The organism is Paraburkholderia sediminicola (genome assembly GCF_046026675.1).
GTDB classification, from domain to species: Bacteria; Pseudomonadota; Gammaproteobacteria; order Burkholderiales; family Burkholderiaceae; genus Paraburkholderia; species Paraburkholderia sediminicola_F.
Genome location: NZ_JAQQEY010000001.1, coordinates 2,853,579 through 2,870,785, shown reverse-complemented (window position 1 = coordinate 2,870,785; position 17,207 = coordinate 2,853,579). Strand labels below are relative to the sequence as shown.

Annotated in this window: 13 protein-coding genes and 1 tRNA gene; 9 read left to right on the top strand and 5 right to left on the bottom strand. The window is 62.4% G+C overall.

The features are described 5' to 3' along the window. The first annotated feature begins 18 nt into the window (after positions 1 to 18). Positions 19 to 849: a competence/damage-inducible protein A gene (locus PQQ86_RS12320; protein ID WP_408266924.1), complete on the top strand. Its 831-nt coding sequence runs from the start codon at positions 19 to 21 to the stop codon at positions 847 to 849. Between the two features lie 146 nt (positions 850 to 995). Here the strand turns inward: PQQ86_RS12320 and PQQ86_RS12315 are convergent, their stop codons facing one another. Then, entirely contained in the window at positions 996 to 1,460 is a 465-nt protein-coding gene (locus tag PQQ86_RS12315) for a rhodanese-like domain-containing protein (protein ID WP_054037988.1), read from the bottom strand. Positions 1,461 to 1,899: 439 nt separating this feature from the next. On the opposite strand from PQQ86_RS12315, the gene glnA reads away from it, so the two are divergent. The 4 genes from glnA to PQQ86_RS12295 all read left to right on the top strand — a co-directional run bounded on the left by glnA (position 1,900) and on the right by PQQ86_RS12295 (position 8,550). Next, positions 1,900 to 3,315, top strand: coding sequence for a type I glutamate--ammonia ligase (gene glnA, locus PQQ86_RS12310; protein WP_179732915.1), 1,416 nt, complete (start codon positions 1,900 to 1,902; stop codon positions 3,313 to 3,315). 211 nt (positions 3,316 to 3,526) lie between these two features. Then, the gene (gene glnL / locus PQQ86_RS12305; protein ID WP_408266922.1) at positions 3,527 to 4,669 is read left to right on the top strand and encodes a nitrogen regulation protein NR(II); all 1,143 of its coding nucleotides are present in this window, start codon (positions 3,527 to 3,529) and stop codon (positions 4,667 to 4,669) included. Positions 4,670 to 4,704: 35 nt separating this feature from the next. Next, on the top strand, positions 4,705 to 6,222 hold the full coding sequence (gene ntrC / locus PQQ86_RS12300; RefSeq protein WP_408266920.1) for a nitrogen regulation protein NR(I): 1,518 nt from the start codon (positions 4,705 to 4,707) through the stop codon (positions 6,220 to 6,222). Between the two features lie 195 nt (positions 6,223 to 6,417). Then, positions 6,418 to 8,550, top strand: coding sequence for a prolyl oligopeptidase family serine peptidase (locus tag PQQ86_RS12295; protein ID WP_408266918.1), 2,133 nt, complete (start codon positions 6,418 to 6,420; stop codon positions 8,548 to 8,550). An 18-nt stretch (positions 8,551 to 8,568) separates the two neighbouring features. On the opposite strand, the gene xth is transcribed toward PQQ86_RS12295, so the two are convergent. Beyond that, positions 8,569 to 9,345, bottom strand: coding sequence for an exodeoxyribonuclease III (xth, locus tag PQQ86_RS12290; RefSeq protein ID WP_408266916.1), 777 nt, complete (start codon positions 9,343 to 9,345; stop codon positions 8,569 to 8,571). Positions 9,346 to 9,602: 257 nt separating this feature from the next. On the opposite strand from xth, the gene PQQ86_RS12285 reads away from it, so the two are divergent. Both PQQ86_RS12285 and PQQ86_RS12280 read left to right on the top strand, forming a co-directional pair. Further along, positions 9,603 to 9,890 carry a hypothetical protein gene (locus PQQ86_RS12285; RefSeq protein WP_054038000.1) on the top strand — a complete coding sequence of 96 codons (288 nt, stop codon included), beginning with the start codon at positions 9,603 to 9,605 and terminating at the stop codon, positions 9,888 to 9,890. 126 nt (positions 9,891 to 10,016) lie between these two features. Next, positions 10,017 to 10,093: transfer RNA gene (locus PQQ86_RS12280), tRNA-Met, on the top strand. A gap of 92 nt (positions 10,094 to 10,185) precedes the next feature. Here PQQ86_RS12280 and PQQ86_RS12275 read toward each other — a convergent pair. Further along, entirely contained in the window at positions 10,186 to 10,884 is a 699-nt protein-coding gene (locus PQQ86_RS12275) for an aspartate/glutamate racemase family protein (RefSeq protein WP_408266913.1), read from the bottom strand. A gap of 213 nt (positions 10,885 to 11,097) precedes the next feature. Between PQQ86_RS12275 and PQQ86_RS12270 the strand changes: the two genes are divergently transcribed. Beyond that, the gene (locus PQQ86_RS12270; protein ID WP_408266911.1) at positions 11,098 to 12,390 is read left to right on the top strand and encodes an amidohydrolase family protein; all 1,293 of its coding nucleotides are present in this window, start codon (positions 11,098 to 11,100) and stop codon (positions 12,388 to 12,390) included. A gap of 174 nt (positions 12,391 to 12,564) precedes the next feature. On the opposite strand, the gene PQQ86_RS12265 is transcribed toward PQQ86_RS12270, so the two are convergent. Continuing rightward, complete coding sequence (locus PQQ86_RS12265) at positions 12,565 to 14,673, bottom strand: M3 family metallopeptidase (protein ID WP_408266909.1); 2,109 nt, start codon at positions 14,671 to 14,673, stop codon at positions 12,565 to 12,567. A 342-nt stretch (positions 14,674 to 15,015) separates the two neighbouring features. Between PQQ86_RS12265 and PQQ86_RS12260 the strand changes: the two genes are divergently transcribed. Further along, positions 15,016 to 16,116: an acyltransferase family protein gene (locus PQQ86_RS12260; RefSeq protein ID WP_408266907.1), complete on the top strand. Its 1,101-nt coding sequence runs from the start codon at positions 15,016 to 15,018 to the stop codon at positions 16,114 to 16,116. Between the two features lie 117 nt (positions 16,117 to 16,233). Here PQQ86_RS12260 and folD read toward each other — a convergent pair whose 3' ends face one another. Next, entirely contained in the window at positions 16,234 to 17,094 is an 861-nt protein-coding gene (folD, locus tag PQQ86_RS12255; RefSeq protein WP_408266905.1) for a bifunctional methylenetetrahydrofolate dehydrogenase/methenyltetrahydrofolate cyclohydrolase FolD, read from the bottom strand. Positions 17,095 to 17,207: the final 113 nt, after the last annotated feature.

Here is a 17,207-nt window from a genome sequence, read left to right as displayed (position 1 = left end):
AAAGCGAAAGAGGCGGCAATGGCATTTGGCGTCATCATCATTGGCGACGAAATCCTGTCGGGCAGACGTATCGATAAGCATCTGCCGAAGGTCATCGAATTGCTGGGCGCGCGCGGGCTGTCGCTCGGCTGGGCGGAATACATCGGCGACGAGCCGGAGCGCATCACGGCCACGTTGCGACGCACGTTCGCGTCGGGCGACATAGTGTTCTCCACCGGCGGCATCGGCGCCACCCCGGACGACCACACCCGCCAGTGCGCGGCAGCCGCGCTCGGCGTGCCGCTCGAACTGCATCCGGAGGCCGCGAACCTGATTCAGGAGCGTATCCGCGATATGTATCCGGCGAACTCCGCAACGCCGCTCGATCTGAATTCGGCCGAGAACCGGCATCGTCTGAATATGGGCACGTATCCGCAGGGCGCATCGATCATTCCAAACGGCTACAACAAGATTCCGGGCTTCTCGATCAAGCAGCACTACTTCGTGCCGGGCTTTCCGGTGATGGCGTGGCCGATGATCGAGTGGGTGTTGGACACGCAATACGCGCATCTGCATCACGCGATGCCGCATGCGGAAAAGTCACTGCTGGTGTTCGAGCTGCCGGAGTCACGCCTCACGCCGTTGATGGAAAAGATCGAACACGATTTTCCGGGTGTGCGGGTGTTCAGCCTACCGAGCGTGGGCGATGCGGAGCGCGGCGGCGTGTATGCGCGGCATCACATCGATCTCGGTGTGAAGGGCGAACCGGAAGCGGTGGCGGCGGCTTTTGTGAAGCTGCGTGAAGGTGTCCACCTGTTGGGCGGCGATATCGTCGAGCCGGAGGCGGCTGCGGTTAAACCGCGCGGTTGAGCTGCGGTTTCCGCCGCACATGCCAAACTTCTTTCAGGTGCGTACGTGCCTGAGTTAAGACTCAACGCATCATCGGCCTGTCACATGCAGCGCCGACGATGCGTCTGATTGTCTCGCCCATCGCCCGGGCCCCTGCGAATCAACAATCAGGCGCCGATCCACGGCAACCCGCGAAAGCACCAGCCCGACACCGTCTTCCGATGCCCCTGGCCGTCCTTGTCGCCTTCGAAGCCTTCCAGCAGGTCATACGCCTTGGTAAAGCCGGCCTGGGTAGCGGCAATCGCGGCGAGCTTCGAGCGCGCGGCGCTGCGGCACAAAAACAGCACCGGCGTATCGGGCGAGGCGATGTGGCTCAGTTGCTGAAGGAATTCCTGGTTTGGCACGGCGCCCGGATAGCGCGTCCATTCCACGTGGGCGTATTGCCCATCGCCGATAACCGGTCGGCCGACCCAATCGAGTTCGGCACGGGTGCGCACGTCGACGAGACGCGTGCGCGGATCGAGTTGCAGCAGTTCGAACGCCTCGGCGGGCGATACCGCGCCCGCATACGGCAACTGGTTCTCGGTGCGGCGCTTGTCCGCCTGGGCGTACAACTGTTCGAGCGTGCTCATGAGCGCAAATCTCCGTCGGACCAAATGAACATTCTAGCGCGCGGCGCGCGACACGCACGCGGTTCAGAGGCGGCGTCCCGTCCGCACGAAGCAAGGAGACGCGCGCTCAATAGTGGTGCATATTCCCGTGAATGCACCAAAATAGAGATGCTTTCCGTTGCTGATTTTGTGAATGCACTGATTCGGTGCGTCAGGCAGTGTAAAGATTTTGGGGCTGCATGCGGTTCGGTGCGCCCATTCCCCGCAAACGCGCGCGCAGTGTGGTTCTGCGCCGGGTTGGCGCATACATGGCACAGAAGCTGCTTTATTGGTGCCGATCGATTTGTTCCAGCAGGCTTTTATGTTCATCCTCAACGATAGAGGGGTGGACGCGCCGGGACGGGTCAGCTAGATTGGGCGGCGGCTGAATCCGCCGAATTCGTTAATCAGGAGATAGGTTATGAGTAAATCCGTGGCCGACGTCGTTCAACTCGTCAAAGACGAAGACGTCAAGTTTGTCGACTTCCGTTTCACCGACACGCGCGGCAAAGAGCAACACGTTTCGGTGCCGGTGTCGGCATTCGATGAAGACAAGTTCGAAAGCGGCCATGCGTTTGACGGTTCGTCGATTGCCGGCTGGAAGGGCATCGAAGCATCGGACATGTTGCTGATCCCGGACGCGAACACTGCCTTCATCGACCCGTTCTATGAAGAGTCGACCCTTGTCCTGACCTGTGACGTCGTCGAACCGGCTGACGGCAAGGGCTACGAACGCGACCCGCGTTCGCTCGCCAAGCGCGCTGAAGCGTATCTGAAGAGCACGGGCCTCGGCGACACGGCCTTCTTCGGTCCGGAACCTGAATTCTTCATTTTCGACTCGGTCAAGTGGGGCACGGACCAGTCGGGCACGTTCGTCAAGATCGGTTCGGAAGAAGCACCGTGGTCGTCGGCGATGGACTTCGAAGGCGGCAACACCGGCCACCGTCCGGGCACGAAGGGCGGCTATTTCCCGGTCGCTCCGGTCGACACGTTCCAGGACATCCGTTCGGAAATGTGTCTGTTGCTCGAACAGATCGGCATCCCGGTCGAAGTGCATCACCACGAAGTCGCGGGCCAAGGCCAGAACGAAATCGGCACGAAGTTCTCGACGCTGGTGCAACGCGCCGACTGGCTGCAGCAAATGAAGTACATCATCCACAACGTCGCGCACACGTACGGCAAGACGGCAACGTTCATGCCGAAGCCGGTGGTCGGCGATAACGGTTCGGGCATGCACGTTCACCAGTCGATCTGGAAAGACGGCACGAACCTGTTCGCAGGCAACGGTTACGCAGGTCTGTCGGAATTCGCGCTGTTCTACATCGGCGGCATCATCAAGCATGCTCGCGCGCTGAACGCGATCACGAACCCGTCGACGAACTCGTACAAGCGCCTCGTGCCGCACTTCGAAGCACCGGTGAAGCTGGCTTACTCGGCTCGCAACCGTTCGGCATCGATCCGCATTCCGCACGTGTCGAACCCGAAGGGCCGCCGTATCGAAACGCGTTTCCCGGATCCGATGGCGAATCCGTACCTGTGCTTCTCCGCGCTGATGATGGCGGGTCTGGATGGCGTGCAGAACAAGATTCACCCGGGCGAAGCTGCCGACAAGAACCTGTACGACCTGCCGCCGGAAGAGGATGCAAAGATCCCGACCGTGTGTGCCGGCCTCGACCAGGCTCTGGACTCGCTGGACGCGGACCGCGAATTCCTGACGCGCGGTGGTGTGTTCACGGACTCGATGCTCGACGCGTACATCGAACTGAAGACGGGCGAGCTGCAACGCTATCGTCAGTCGGTGCACCCGATCGAATTCGAAATGTACTACTCGCTGTAAGCGGCAATGACGCTTCGCCCTTCAAACGGCGAAGCGCTTTGCCCGACGCTCGCGATCGGTCACGAAGGGACGGCGGCGCCGTCCCTTTTTTGTTAGCGCGAATGAGTCCATTCGCAGCGTTCGCGGCGTAGGGGCAATGAAGTAGCGCATCGGGCAGGACAATAAGCGGTACACCTGATTGATCACCATCTCCTATCGGCCAGACTGCAAGATGGTTCTGAAGAATCTGATGAAGGCAAGGAAAGGGCACGAGCAGACGCTGTCGGAAGACGCTCAGCTGGTGGGCTCCGGTTTGCTGCCGGGCTTCGAGGCATTGCCGACGGTTGTGCTGGTGCTGGAGAAACGCACGCTGCGCGTGGTGTTTGCGAACCCGTCGGCGGAGTCCATGCTGGAGCTCTCGCGCAAGCAATTGACGCAGATGGCATGGCCGGACATCTTCTCGAATGCGGACGAACTGCTCGCCACGATTTCGGCGATCGCCGCTCACCGTTTTCACGCGACGCATCTGGACGCCGTACTCGAGCGTCCGGGCCACGAGCCGCTGCATGTGCATGCGATCGTCGGCCACCTGGAAAGCGCGCAAGACTATGTGCTGCTCGAACTGTTCGAGAACGAGCGGCATATCCGCACCGACCGCGAGGAGCGCATCAATGACCTCACGGCGGTCAACAAACAACTGATCCGCAACCTCGCGCACGAGATCAAGAATCCGCTCGGCGGGATTCGCGGCGCGGCGCAACTGCTCGAGTTCGAACTCGGCGAGCGTCAGCGCGACGAGTTGCGCGAGTACACGCAGGTCATCATCAAGGAATCGGACCGGCTGCAAACGCTGGTCGATCGCCTGCTGGAGCCACACCGTCATCCGCATATCGTCGGTGACGTGAATATTCATGAAGTGTGCGAGCGCGTGCGCCAGGTGATTCTCGCGGAGTTTCCGCGCGGTCTCACGATTGAACGCGATTACGATGTGAGCGTGCCGGACCTGCGCGGCGACAAGGAGCAACTGATCCAGGCGCTGCTTAACATCGTGCGCAACGCCGCCGAAGCATTGCGCGAACGCATCTCGCAAGGCGATGCGCGTATCGAATTGCGCACTCGAATTGCGCGCAAGATCACTGTGTCGAAACGTTTATGTAAGCTGGCACTGGACTTGCATATCACTGACAACGGGCCAGGCATTCCCGAAGAAATCCGCGACCGCATTTTCTATCCGCTCGTGTCGGGGCGCGAGGACGGCAGCGGTCTCGGCCTGACGCTCGCGCAGACTTTCGTGCAACAGCACGACGGGCTGATCGAAGTGGAAAGCCGGCCGGGCCACACCGAGTTTCAGATTCTGCTGCCGCTCGACTGCTAACACCACAAGCCTCTCAAGACTTCTGAACGACCTATATGAAGCCGATCTGGATAGTAGACGACGATCAATCGATTCGCTGGGTGCTCGAAAAAGCGCTCGCCCGCGAAAACTTCGCGACACGCAGCTTCGCGAACGTGCGCGAGGCATCGGCCGCGCTCGATCACGACAGCCCTCAGGTGCTGGTGTCCGACATCAGGATGCCTGGCGGCTCCGGCCTCGAATTGCTGCAGACCGTTCGTGACAAGGTGCCGGGCCTGCCAGTCATCATCATGACGGCGTTCTCGGACCTGGACAGCGCGGTCGCCGCATTCCAGGGCGGCGCATTCGAATACCTCGCCAAACCGTTCGACGTCGACAAGGCGGTCGAGCTGATCCGTCGCGCGGTCGACGAAAGCATGCGCGGCGAACAGACGTGGGACGACCGCGTCGCCGATGCACCGGAAATGCTCGGCCAGGCGCCGGCGATGCAGGACATGTTTCGCGCGATCGGCCGGCTGTCGCATTCCGCGGCCACCGTGCTCATTACCGGCGAATCAGGCACCGGGAAGGAACTCGTCGCGCGTGCGTTGCACCGACATAGCCCACGCGCGAACGGTCCCTTCATCGCGCTGAATACGGCGGCGATTCCGAAGGATCTGTTGGAATCCGAACTGTTCGGTCACGAGCGCGGTGCTTTTACCGGCGCGCAGGCTATGCGTCAGGGGCGCTTCGAGCAGGCCGAGAACGGCACGCTATTTCTCGATGAAATCGGCGACATGCCGTTCGATCTGCAGACGCGCCTGTTGCGGGTGCTATCGGACGGGCAGTTCTATCGCGTCGGTGGCCACAATCCGTTGCGCGCCAATGTGCGCGTGATCGCGGCGACGCACCAGAACCTCGAATCGCGCGTGCGTCAGGGCCTGTTCCGCGAGGACTTGTATCACCGGCTCAATGTGATCCGCTTGCGTTTGCCGGCCTTGCGCGAGCGTAGCGAAGACATCCCGCTGCTCACGCGCCACTTCCTGCAAAAGAGCGCGCGCGATCTGGGCGTGGAGCCGAAGCGCGTGTCGGAAGAGGCGCTCGCTTATCTGGCATCGCTGCCGTTTCCGGGCAACGTGCGTCAACTGGAGAATCTCGCCAACTGGCTCACAGTGATGGCGCCGGCGCAGACCATCGAGATCAAGGACCTGCCGCCCGATCTGGGTCCCGCGCAAGTCGGTGTGGCCGATCTCGCGGGCGGTGGCAACGGCGTGATCGGTACGGGTGAAGCCGGGCTCGCCGGCGGCGCGCCGATCAACGGCATCAGCGCGGCCACGCATCCGGCCAGTACTGCCGGCATGCCCGTCGCGACCGCCGTCGCCGCCTGGGAAGGCGGCTTGCGCACTGAAGTCGCGCGGATGTTGCGCGAGAATGCGGCCGACGTCATGGACGAACTCGCGCGCCGCTTCGAAGCAGCGGTGATTCGCGAGGCGCTGGATTTCACGCGTGGACGCAAGGTCGAGGCGGCGGAGCGACTCGGTATTGGCCGCAACACGATTACGCGCAAGATTCAGGAACTCAATCTCGAGCCCTGAGGTTTGCGCGGTCAGTCCGGGCGGCTTGTCAGCCGCCCCGACAGTTGTTACCCGGGCTGCCCCGTTAGGCCGATTCCTGGGCAGTCCCGCGGGCAGCCCCAGAGACAGCATCGTCAGCCGCTCCGGCGCGCAGCGTCAAAGGCTCTCCGGCTCTCGCAGGGCATAATCAACGCTGTTTTCATTCGACAGCTGACGATGCCCGCTTCTCCCGCTACTTTCTCCTGGCCGCTTTCCCCCGATCCCTTTCTGTCGCTCGAAGCACTCGACGATCCTGACGCGCTCGCGTGGGTCGAAGCGCAGAACGCCCGCACGCGCGCCGCGTGGTGCAGCAGTGCGGAATTCGAGTCGCTCAAACAGCGGCTTGCCGACGCTTATCTGCCGCGCGAGCGCCCGGTCATCCCCGATTGCTGGAAAGAATGGGCCTACGACCTGTGGCAGGACGAACGCAATCCCAAAGGCATCTGGCGGCGCACGACGTGGGCGGCCTGGCGCGGTGGCGCACCTGACTGGCAGAACCTGCTCGACTTCGACGCGCTCGGTGCGGCCGAAGGCACGCCATGGGTCTGCGCCGAACTCGACATTCTTTATCCGGATGGCGATCGCGCGCTGGTCACGCTGTCGCCGGGCGGCTCGGATGCGCTGGTTGTACGCGAGTTCGACATCGACGCGCAACGGTTTGTCGACGACGGCTTCGTGATTGCTAAGGCCGGCAAGCACACGGCTTCGTGGATCGATCGGGACACGCTTTATGTCGGCTGGGACAACGGCCGCAAGACGCTGACGCGCTCCGGCTATCCACGCGAAGTGCGGCGCTGGACGCGAGGGAGTGCACTGGCCGACGCGCCGGTCGTCTTCAAAGGGGCGTTTGGCGACATCGGTGTGGAGGCCCACTACGATCCGATTGAGCAGCGCCACACGGTGGTGAGCAGCGTCGATTTCTTCGATTCGCAGACGTACTATCTCGATAGCAACGACCGCACTGCAGACGGTGCCGACGCGTGGCACCGGTACGACGTGCCGTCGCATGTCGCGGTCGGCGGCTGGCAAGGCTGGCTGCTGCTCGAGCCGCGCCTCGATTGGGACTGCAATGGCGTGCGCTATCTGGGCGGCGCGTTGCTGGCGATCCGCGAAACCGCGTTCTTGCGTGGCGAGCGTGACGTGACGCCGCTCTTCACGCCGACGTCGCAAACCTCCGCCTGCGAGTGGACACACACGCGCAATCACCTGATCGTGTCGTACCTGGAAGACGTACAGAGCAGGACTTCGCTGTGGATCCCGTCGCAAGTGGCCGATCAAACCTGGCACTGGCATCAACGCCTCTTTCCGTCACGTGACGATGTGCAAGCCGACGTCTCACCGATCGAGCCGACGCTGAACGACGAAGTGTTCGTCGATACCGACGACTATTTGCAGCCGCCTGCGTACTGGCTCACCGATCTTGCCCAGAACGACCTGACCGATTGGACGTTGCTCGACCGCTGGCCGACTCAGTTCGATGCGACGCCGTTCGCGGTGACGCGTGGGCACGCGGTGTCCGCGGACGGCGCGCGGGTGCCGTACACCGTGATCGGACCGCGGGTAGCGCAACACGCTATGCAAGAGCAGACGGCGCAGACGCACGAGCAAACGCGCCCATGCCTGCTCAACGGTTACGGCGGTTTCGCGATTCCGTTGCTGCCAAGCTATCTGACCGGGCCGGGTATCGGCTGGCTGGAGCGGGGCGGTGTGTACGTGGTGGCGCATATACGCGGCGGCGGCGAGTTTGGCACGCAGTGGCATACGGCGGCGCAGGGTGAGCATCGGCAACGCTCGTTCGACGATTTCATCGCGGTGGCCGAGGCGCTCATCAGCACAGGCGTAACCAGCGCCGCGCAACTCGGCATTCAGGGCGGCAGTAATGGCGGCCTGCTAGTCGCGGCGTGCATGGTGCAGCGTCCCGAGTTGTTCGGCGCCGTGGTGTGCGAGGTGCCGCTGCTCGACATGAGCCGCTATCACCTCTTGCACGCAGGCGCGTCATGGATCGATGAATACGGCGATCCGGACGAGCCCGAGGAAGCACGCGTGCTGGCCGCTTATTCACCCTATCACCGCGTGAACGCGGACGTGGCGTATCCGCCCGTGCTATTCACCACGTCGACTGCCGACGACCGTGTGCACCCGGGACACGCGCGCAAGATGGCCGCGCGCATGCAGGCGCTGGGCGCAGAAAGGGTCTGGTATCGGGAGAACACGGAAGGAGGGCACGGCGGCTCCGATGAGCTGGAGCAGGCCGAGCATGATGCGATGGTGTTCGAGTTTTTGTGGCGCTGTTTGAGCGGGGCAGCGTAGGTTTCGTTCGCGGCCTGTTCAGCCGATCTGCGCGACGACCGGCGCGTGGTCTGACGGCTGCTCCCACTTGCGCGGCACCTTGTCGACATCGCAGGACGAGCACGCTTCGGCCAGCGCTTTCGACAGCAGAATGTGGTCGATACGCAGCCCCGCGTTGCGGCGGAACGCCATCATCCGATAGTCCCACCATGAGTAGATCTTCTCCGGCTGCTCGAATTGGCGGAACGCATCGACGAGACCGAGTTCGACCAGCCGCACGAACTCGGCGCGCTCTTCGGGCGACACCAGATTCTGGCCTTCCCACGCTTTCGGATCGTGCACGTCGCGATCTTCCGGCGCGATGTTGTAGTCGCCGAGCAGCGCGAGTTTCGGATGCAGCGCCATTTCGCTCGCGATCCAGTCGTGCAGGGCGGCGAGCCAGCGCAGCTTGTAGGCGAATTTGTCGGTGCCCGGCGCCTGGCCGTTCGGGAAGTATGCGCAGATGATGCGTACGCCCTCGACGGTCGCGGCGATCACGCGTTGCTGGGGGTCTTCGAAGCCGGGGATATTGCGCACGATGCTGCTTTCGTCGACGTTCAGGCCTTCGCGCACCAGGATGCCGACGCCGTTATAGGTCTTCTGGCCCGCGAACCAGCTTCGGTAGCCTTTTGCTTCGAGTTCGGCGCGGGGGAATTTGTCGTCGGTCAGCTTCAATTCCTGCAGGCACAGTACGTCCGCGTGGCTGGTTTCGAGCCAGTCGATGACGTGTTGCAGGCGGACTTTGAGGGAGTTGACGTTCCAGGTGGCGATTTTCATAAAGTTCTCACATTCTTGCTGGGCAAGGCTTTGTGGGGCGCTGACCCCGCGTTCCGCTTTATTTTTGCTTCAGCGACGATCCGTCAGGCGACCCAGATTCGGATTGGCAGGATCGGGTCGATTCCGACAGTCCCGCATCTTATCGCGCGAGACGAGCGACGGTGAAAATTGCCGCGGCGGCCGTCAAAAATAAAAGCCCGATGCCGTCATGCCACGGCGTATAGTGGGATCACATTTACGCGCATCGGGAACGCATCATGGCCCAACTTTATCCAGCCCTTTATAAGGACTTCGAAGTGCATCCGCTGGTGTTTTCGCGGCAGTTCGACAAGTTCGACGGTCACAAGCGTCATGCCGAAGGTTACGACGTCGCAGTACGCGTGTGCCGGCCGGGCGCGATCAGCGGCTCGAAGGCAAGCCGCGTATTTCGTCTCGTGCTGGCATCCACGTTCTCCGATTTCGGCGTGGCGAAACGCAGCGCGAGCCAGTACGGCGCGGACATCATCGACGGCAAAGTGGAAGGCGCGACGGTCGAGGATCTCTGAGTCGTCTGATCATGTGCCGCATTCACTTGCTGCACGTGTGCGACCCGCGACAGGCACCTCATCTGAAATTATTTCGTCCGATTGTTTGACGTCTCGCGAGTCACCCTATATACTCTTTTTCTCTGACGCGGGGTGGAGCAGTCTGGCAGCTCGTCGGGCTCATAACCCGAAGGTCGTAGGTTCAAATCCTACCCCCGCAACCAAGCATTGTTGAAAGCCCGCTAGCGCAAGCTACGCGGGCTTTTTAACTTCTGGCGTCCGCTCTCAAGCCTGCATGCGCCACACGCGTTTGCATTCACGCCGACTCGATCGCCCAGTCCACCGCCGCTTGCGCATGCAATGCGGTCGTGTCGAACACGGGTAACGCCGAATCTTCCGGCTTGATCAGCAAGGTGATTTCCGTACAGCCGAGAATCACCGCCTGCGCACCCCGCGCGGCCAGTCCTTCGATCACACGTTGATACACCGCACGCGAGGCGTCATTCACGTTGCCGTGGCACAGTTCGTCGTAGATGATGCGGTGCACATCCGCGCGTTCGGCTTCATCGGGGATCAGTGTCTCGAGGTCGTAGCGTTCGCGTAAGCGCCCCGTGTAAAACGTCTGCTCCATCGTATAGCGTGTACCTAGCAAGCCCACCCGCGCGATTCCTGCGGCGCGCAGCGAGTTGCCGGTCGGATCGGCGATGTGCAGGAAGGGCACGTCGATCGCCTGTTCGATCGATTCATACACGCGATGCATGGTGTTGGTCGCCAGTATCACCAGGTCGGCGCCGCCTCGTTCGAGTTGGCGCGCGGCGTCGGCCAGCTGATTGCCGAGCGCGGTCCAGTTGCCGGCGCGCTGGTTGGCCTCGATCGGCGCGAAATCGACCGTCAGCATCAGGCTGCGGGCGTTGTGGTGGCCGCCGAGACGCGCCTTGGCGTGGCGGTTCAGGAGCCTGTAGTACTCGGTGGACGACTCCCAACTCATTCCGCCGATCACGCCGATGGTTTTCATGGTCTTGCTCCGTGGGTGGATGATGCAGGCCGTTGCGTGTCGAACGCCAGTCATCGAACGTGTGGAAAGTCGAGTATAGGCGGGCGTCGTCATCCGTAGCCGGTACGCATTCCTCTCCGCCTGCCGGTACGGCGTCCTGCTAAAACGTCGGCACACACTTTCTGACGCCGATAGAATCGCAATCAGTCAAAGAGCGGTCAACAGGAGCGAATCATGGATCTGATTATCCGCCGCGCGATGCTGCCGCCGAGCGCCGCACCGCAGCACAAGCGGCCGGTCGACATCGGCATCGAAGCGGGCCGCATCGTCGCCGTCGAACCGAGTCTGGCCGCGAGCGCGCACGAAGAAATCGACGCCGCCGGTTCGCTCGTCACGCCGCCATTTGTCGATCCGCATTTCCATATGGACGCGACGCTGTCGTACGGTCTGCCGCGCGTGAACGCGTCGGGTACCTTGCTGGAAGGCATCGCGCTGTGGGGCGAACTGAAGCCGGACCTCACGCAGGAGGCGCTGATCGAGCGCGCGCTGCAGTACTGCGACTGGGCTGTCGCGCGCGGTCTGTTGGCGATTCGTAGCCACGTGGATGTGTGCGACCCACGTTTGCTCGCGGTCGAGGCGCTGCTCGAAGTGAAGCGTCGCGTCGCGCCTTATCTCGACCTGCAACTGGTCGCGTTTCCGCAGGACGGCGTCTTGCGCAGCGTCGGCGCATTCGAGAATCTCAAGCGGGCGATTGCGATGGGCGTCGACGTGGTCGGTGGGATTCCACATTTCGAACGTACGATGGCCGACGGCGCACAGTCCGTGCGCATGTTGTGCGAGTTCGCGGCGGAGCAGGGCTTGCGCGTCGACATGCATTGCGACGAATCGGACGATCCGATGTCGCGCCATATCGAAACGCTCGCAGCCGAAACGCACCGGCTCGGCCTGCATGGGCGCGTTACCGGTTCGCACCTGAGCTCGATGCATTCAATGGACAACTACTACGTCAGCAAGCTCTTGCCGCTGATGCGCGAGTCAGGCGTCGCGGCGATCGCCAATCCGCTGATCAACATCACGCTGCAGGGCCGCAGCGACACTTATCCGAAACGGCGCGGCATGACACGCGTGCCGGAGATGATGGCGGCAGGCATCAACGTTGCGTTCGGCCACGACTGCGTGATGGACCCGTGGTACAGCCTCGGTTCGGGTGACATGCTCGAGGTCGCGCACATGGGTTTGCACGTCGCGCAGATGACGGGCGTCGACGGTATGCATGCGTGTTTCGACGCGGTCACGGTGAATGCCGCGCGTATTCTCGGGCTGGAAGGCTACGGCGTCGCGCCGGGAAGTGCTGCCAATCTCGTGCTGCTCGACGCACGAGATCCGGTCGAAGCGATCCGTTTGCGCGCCGCTCGGCTCGCGGTGGTGAGTCGCGGCAAGGTGGTGAGCCGTGCGCCTGCTGCGCGCGCGGCGTTGTCGCTGGAAGGGCGTCCTGCCGAGGTGGATTTCAAACTGCATCGCGGTTAGCCGCCGCGCACCGCTCGCGACACACACGCGAATGGAAAATGCCGGTGCCTGCTCATGAAAAAACACCCCGCATCGTTGGACACCCGTCCAACGATGCGGGGTGCAGTTCAATCACCGGCTTTTTGTCGACGTCGGCGTTTATCTACAACGCCGCCGAATGCTTCAACGCAAGATTCAATGCGTCGCGGCAGGCGTCATGCCATTGTGGCGCAGCAGCGCATCGATACTCGGCTCGCGACCGCGGAACGCCTTGAACGACTCCATCGCGGGACGGCTGCCGCCGACTTCCAGAATCTCCTTGCGATAGCGCATGCCGGTTGCCTGATCGAGCACGCTGCCGCTCGCGGCTTGTGCGGCTTCTTCGAACGCGGCATACGCATCGGCGGACAGCACTTCAGCCCACTTGTAGCTGTAGTAGCCTGCTGCATAACCGCCCGCGAAAATATGGCTGAACGTATTCGGCCAACGCGAGAACGAAGCTTGCGGCACCACGTGGAAACGCTCGTTGATCTCGCTCGCGAGTTCGGTGGCGTTCTTCGTGCCGGACGCATCGAAACCGGTATGCAGTTGCATGTCGAACATTGAGAACACGATCTGGCGCAGCGTGCCGAGACCGCTCTGGAAATTCTTCGCGGCGAGCATCTTGTCGAACAGATCACGCGGCAGTGGCTTGGCGGTGTCGACGTGCGAGGTCATGTCGCTCAACACGTCCCACTCCCAGCAAAAGTTCTCCATGAATTGCGACGGCAATTCAACCGCGTCCCACTCGACGCCGTTGATACCCGACACGCCCAGTTCATCAACACGCGTGAGCATATGGTGCAGACCGTGGCCGAACTCGTGGAACAGCGTGATCACTTCATCATGCGTGAAGCAGGCGGGCTTGCCGCCGACCGGCGCCGAGAAGTTGCAGGTCAGATACGCCACCGGCGTTTGCACACTGCCGTGCGTGTGCTTGTGACGGCCACGTGCATCGTCCATCCATGCGCCGCCGCGTTTGCCTTCGCGCGCATACAGGTCGAGATAGAACTGCGCGACGAGGCCGCCGTCCTGATTCTCGACGCGGAAAAAGCGCACGTCCGGGTGCCACACGGTTGCTTCGTCGCGACGGATGCGCACGCCGAACAGCGTTTCGGTGACCTTGAAGAGGCCCTTGAAGACGATGTCTTCCGGGAAGTACTGTTTGACTTCGTTCTCGGAGAATGAATAGCGCTTCTGACGCAGACGTTCAGCGGCAAACGTCATGTCCCACGGTTGCAGCTCAGCCATGCCGAGTTCGTTCGCTGCAAATTCGCGCAGTTCCTTCCAGTCCTGTTCAGCGTGCGGGCGCGCACGCGTGGCGAGGTCTTCGAGGAAGGCCATGACTTGCGCCGGCGACTCGGCCATCTTCGGCGCGAGCGAGACTTCGGCGAAGTTGTTGTAGCCGAGCATGTGCGCTTCTTCGGCGCGCAGCTTCAACTGATCGGCGAGCACGGCCGTGTTGTCCCATTCCGGCTTGCCGTTGCCATATTGCGGACCGAGTTCCGACGCGCGCGTCACATAGGCGCGGTATATCGTTTCGCGCATCGCGCGATTTTCCGAGTACTGCATGATCGGAAAATACGACGGGAAATGCAGCGTGAATTTGTAGCCGGTCTTGCCTTCGCGTTCGGCTGCTTCCTTCGCGGCTTCGATCACGTCTTCGGGCAGGCCGGCCAGTTGCGCTTCATCGCCCGCTTCGACGAGATAGGCGTACGCGTTCGTTGCGTCGAGCACGTGATCCGAAAATGCTTTCGACAATCCCGCCTGCTTTTCCTGCAATTCGGCGAAATGCGGCTTCTGGTCTTCCGGCAATTCCGCGCCCGACAGGCGGAAATCGCGCAGCGCATTACCGAGGATTTTCTTGCGCTCGCCAGTCAGCGAGGAAAAATCGCTGCTGGCGTAAAGCGCCTTGTACTTCTCATAGAGGGCGAGATTCTGGCCGACGCTCGACCAGAACTCCGTGACGCGCGGCAGGTTCTCGCCGTACACGGCGCGAAGTTCCGGCGTGTCCGCCACGGCGTTCAGATGGCCGACCACGCCCCAGGCGCGCGACAGCGGCTCGGTCGCGCGTTCGACCGGCTCGACCACATCAGCCCACGAAGCGGGCGTGATGGGCTGGGCGGCGCGCTCGACGGCGGCGGCCGCATCGGCGAGCAGGATATCGAGGGCGGGGGTGACGTGTTCGGGGCGGATTTCGCCAAAGCGCGGCAGGTCGGAGAAATCGAGGAGCGGATTGTCGTGCTTCGAGGGGGTAGTGGACATAAGGCTTCCTGTCTGACGCGGGTGAACGGGTAATCGGTGCATCGACGGGCGCGCGATGACGCCCCAATGACACTCCATAGGGACATTATTGGGGCAGGGCGCGCCGATTCCAATCCGTCGGTAGACAAATTATCAGATGTCGCGCGACTGTGCCCGGAGGAGCGGGTGCCACACGCAGTTCCGGTGGCCGCAATACATGCGCCACCGGTTGCACCCGATTCGCTGAGCCCGCCGCGCCGCTGCGCTATGGCGCTCTGTGCGAAAGCGAACGGTGCAAATTGCTGCCATGCCGCATTCTGGCGCGTCGGCACCCGTTAGTGACGCTTTCTGTAAGAGGAATCGATGAACCCGCTTTCGGACGCTCTATCGCGCAACGGCAACAACTTCGATCTCGTGCGGCTCCTTGCCGCCATCGCCGTGGTGTATGGTCATTCGTATCTGATACAGGCGCCCGACGGCACCACGGATTGGGTCCAGAACGCGCTCGGCTTCGACGGTTTCGGCGCACTCGGCGTCTATGCGTTTTTTCTGCTGAGCGGCATGCTGGTGACTGCCAGTTTCGACCGGCAACGCTCGGTGCCGCGTTTCGTCGTGTTGCGCATTGCGCGCCTGTGGCCGGCAGTGGCGGGCGGCACGCTGGTGACGATCTTCATTGTCGGGCCGCTGTTTACGACACTGCCGTTGCGCGACTATTTCGCCTCGGGCGTGACGTGGGCCAATCTCGACAACTTTTCCATCATCGTGCTGAAAACCGGCTGGGTGGTGCCCGGTGTATTCGAGCACAATCGCTTTCCCGTCGACGTCTGCGCGCCGCTGTGGACGTTGCCGATCGAAGTGCGCTGCTATCTCATCGTGATGGTGACCGGCATGCTGGGGTTGCTGTCCAGCGCGCGGGGCGCGGCGCTGGCGGCGGCGCTCGGCTGCGCCGCGTTCGTTTTGCGCGTGCATCTGCCGCATCTGCAGATCGGCCTGCGTGATTTCAGCGAAACGCCCGGCGGCTATTCGTTCTGGCCGGAACCGTTTTTCATGCTTGGGATGCTGCTGTACGGCTGGCGCGAAAGGATTGACATCAATGGCCTGACCGCGCTCGCGCTGGTGATGGTGTTTCTGGTGTTCCGCGACACGGCCGGCGCTCAAGCGTTGTTTTATCTGGCTTTTGCTTACGGCGTGCTGTGGGTAGGCGCGACGCCGCTCTTGCGGCGTTTCGTGCCGCGCCACGATTACTCGTATGGGATTTATCTGTACGGCTTCATGGTGCAGCAATGCGTCGCGAATATCGCGCCGCAGTTGAGCCATGTGACGGCGGTACTGATCGCGGCACCGTTCATCCTGCTGTGCGCGGCACTGTCGTGGCACTTCGTGGAGAGGCCGGTGCTGAGGTGGTGCCGCGGGCGTCTTGCGCGCCGGTCAACGACGCTTGGCGCTGGGATAGCGACGCGGTGAGTGTCCTGTTTGGCGCCGATGTCTGCAACCGGCGCTTGTTACCCTGGTTTGACGCCGGGGTTTGACGGTTTACATGCCATGCCGGCGAAATCATTTCGCCGGCATGAGTCCTCGGCTTTACGCCTTCGCCGCCGCTTCGCGCTCGGCGGCTTCGATCGTGTTGACGAGCAGCATCGTAATGGTCATCGGACCGACGCCGCCCGGCACCGGCGTGATGTAGCCGGCCACTTCCTTGACACCCGCGAAATCCACATCGCCGCACAGCTTGCCGGCTTCGTCACGATTCATGCCGACGTCGATCACAGTCGCACCCGGTTTCACCATGTCTGCCGTGAGAATGTTGCGCAGGCCCGTGGCGGCGACCACTACGTCGGCGTTGCGGGTATGGGCAGCCAGATCGCGCGTCTTGCTATGGCAGATCGTGACGGTAGCGCCCGCTTCGAGCAGCAGCAGCGCCATCGGCTTACCGACGATGTTCGAGCGGCCGATCACCACCGCGTTCGCGCCTTGCAGCGGAATCTCGTAGGCCGCCAGCATTTTCATCACGCCGTAGGGCGTGCACGGGCGGAACAGCGGCCGGCCGGTCATCAGCGCACCGGCATTGGCGACGTGAAAACCGTCGACGTCCTTTTCCGGGGCGATCGCCTCGATCACCTTGTGACTGTCGATATGCGGCGGCAGCGGCAGTTGCACCAGAATGCCGTGGATGCGCGGATCTTGATTCAGCTCGTCGATGCGCGCCAGCAGATCGGCTTCCGGCAGATCGGCCGGATAGCGGTCGAACGACGAACCTAGGCCGTTGTCATTGCACGCCTTGACCTTGTTGCGCACATAGACTTCGCTGGCTGGATTGTCGCCGACCAGCACCACGGCGAGGCCCGGCTGATGCCCGCGGGCAGTGAGGGCGGCGGCGCGCGTGGCGACGTCGGCGCGCAGGGTCTTGGAAAGGGCTAGGCCGTCGATCAGTTTGGCTGTCATGGTCGGTCGAGAAGGGCGGTTTGGAAAGCGGAGCAGGGCACAGGCGCGCGTGCGGGGCACGTGCGATGGCGCTTTTCACCGAAAACGGGTCGGCACATGAAAAGCGCGCGGCG

Bases quoted from the DNA above. Each gene is read 5' to 3' on its own strand.
- PQQ86_RS12275 (WP_408266913.1), bottom strand. From the start codon at position 10,884: ATGAAAACCATCGGCGTGATCGGCGGAATGAGTTGGGAGTCGTCCACC.
- glnA (WP_179732915.1), top strand. From the start codon at position 1,900: ATGAGTAAATCCGTGGCCGACGTCGTTCAACTCGTCAAAGACGAAGAC.
- xth (WP_408266916.1), bottom strand. From the start codon at position 9,345: ATGAAAATCGCCACCTGGAACGTCAACTCCCTCAAAGTCCGCCTGCAA.
- PQQ86_RS12320 (WP_408266924.1), top strand. From the start codon at position 19: ATGGCATTTGGCGTCATCATCATTGGCGACGAAATCCTGTCGGGCAGA.
- PQQ86_RS12315 (WP_054037988.1), bottom strand. From the start codon at position 1,460: ATGAGCACGCTCGAACAGTTGTACGCCCAGGCGGACAAGCGCCGCACC.
- PQQ86_RS12260 (WP_408266907.1), top strand. From the start codon at position 15,016: ATGAACCCGCTTTCGGACGCTCTATCGCGCAACGGCAACAACTTCGAT.
- PQQ86_RS12285 (WP_054038000.1), top strand. From the start codon at position 9,603: ATGGCCCAACTTTATCCAGCCCTTTATAAGGACTTCGAAGTGCATCCG.
- ntrC (WP_408266920.1), top strand. From the start codon at position 4,705: ATGAAGCCGATCTGGATAGTAGACGACGATCAATCGATTCGCTGGGTG.
- glnL (WP_408266922.1), top strand. From the start codon at position 3,527: ATGGTTCTGAAGAATCTGATGAAGGCAAGGAAAGGGCACGAGCAGACG.
- PQQ86_RS12295 (WP_408266918.1), top strand. From the start codon at position 6,418: ATGCCCGCTTCTCCCGCTACTTTCTCCTGGCCGCTTTCCCCCGATCCC.
- folD (WP_408266905.1), bottom strand. From the start codon at position 17,094: ATGACAGCCAAACTGATCGACGGCCTAGCCCTTTCCAAGACCCTGCGC.
- PQQ86_RS12270 (WP_408266911.1), top strand. From the start codon at position 11,098: ATGGATCTGATTATCCGCCGCGCGATGCTGCCGCCGAGCGCCGCACCG.
- PQQ86_RS12265 (WP_408266909.1), bottom strand. From the start codon at position 14,673: ATGTCCACTACCCCCTCGAAGCACGACAATCCGCTCCTCGATTTCTCC.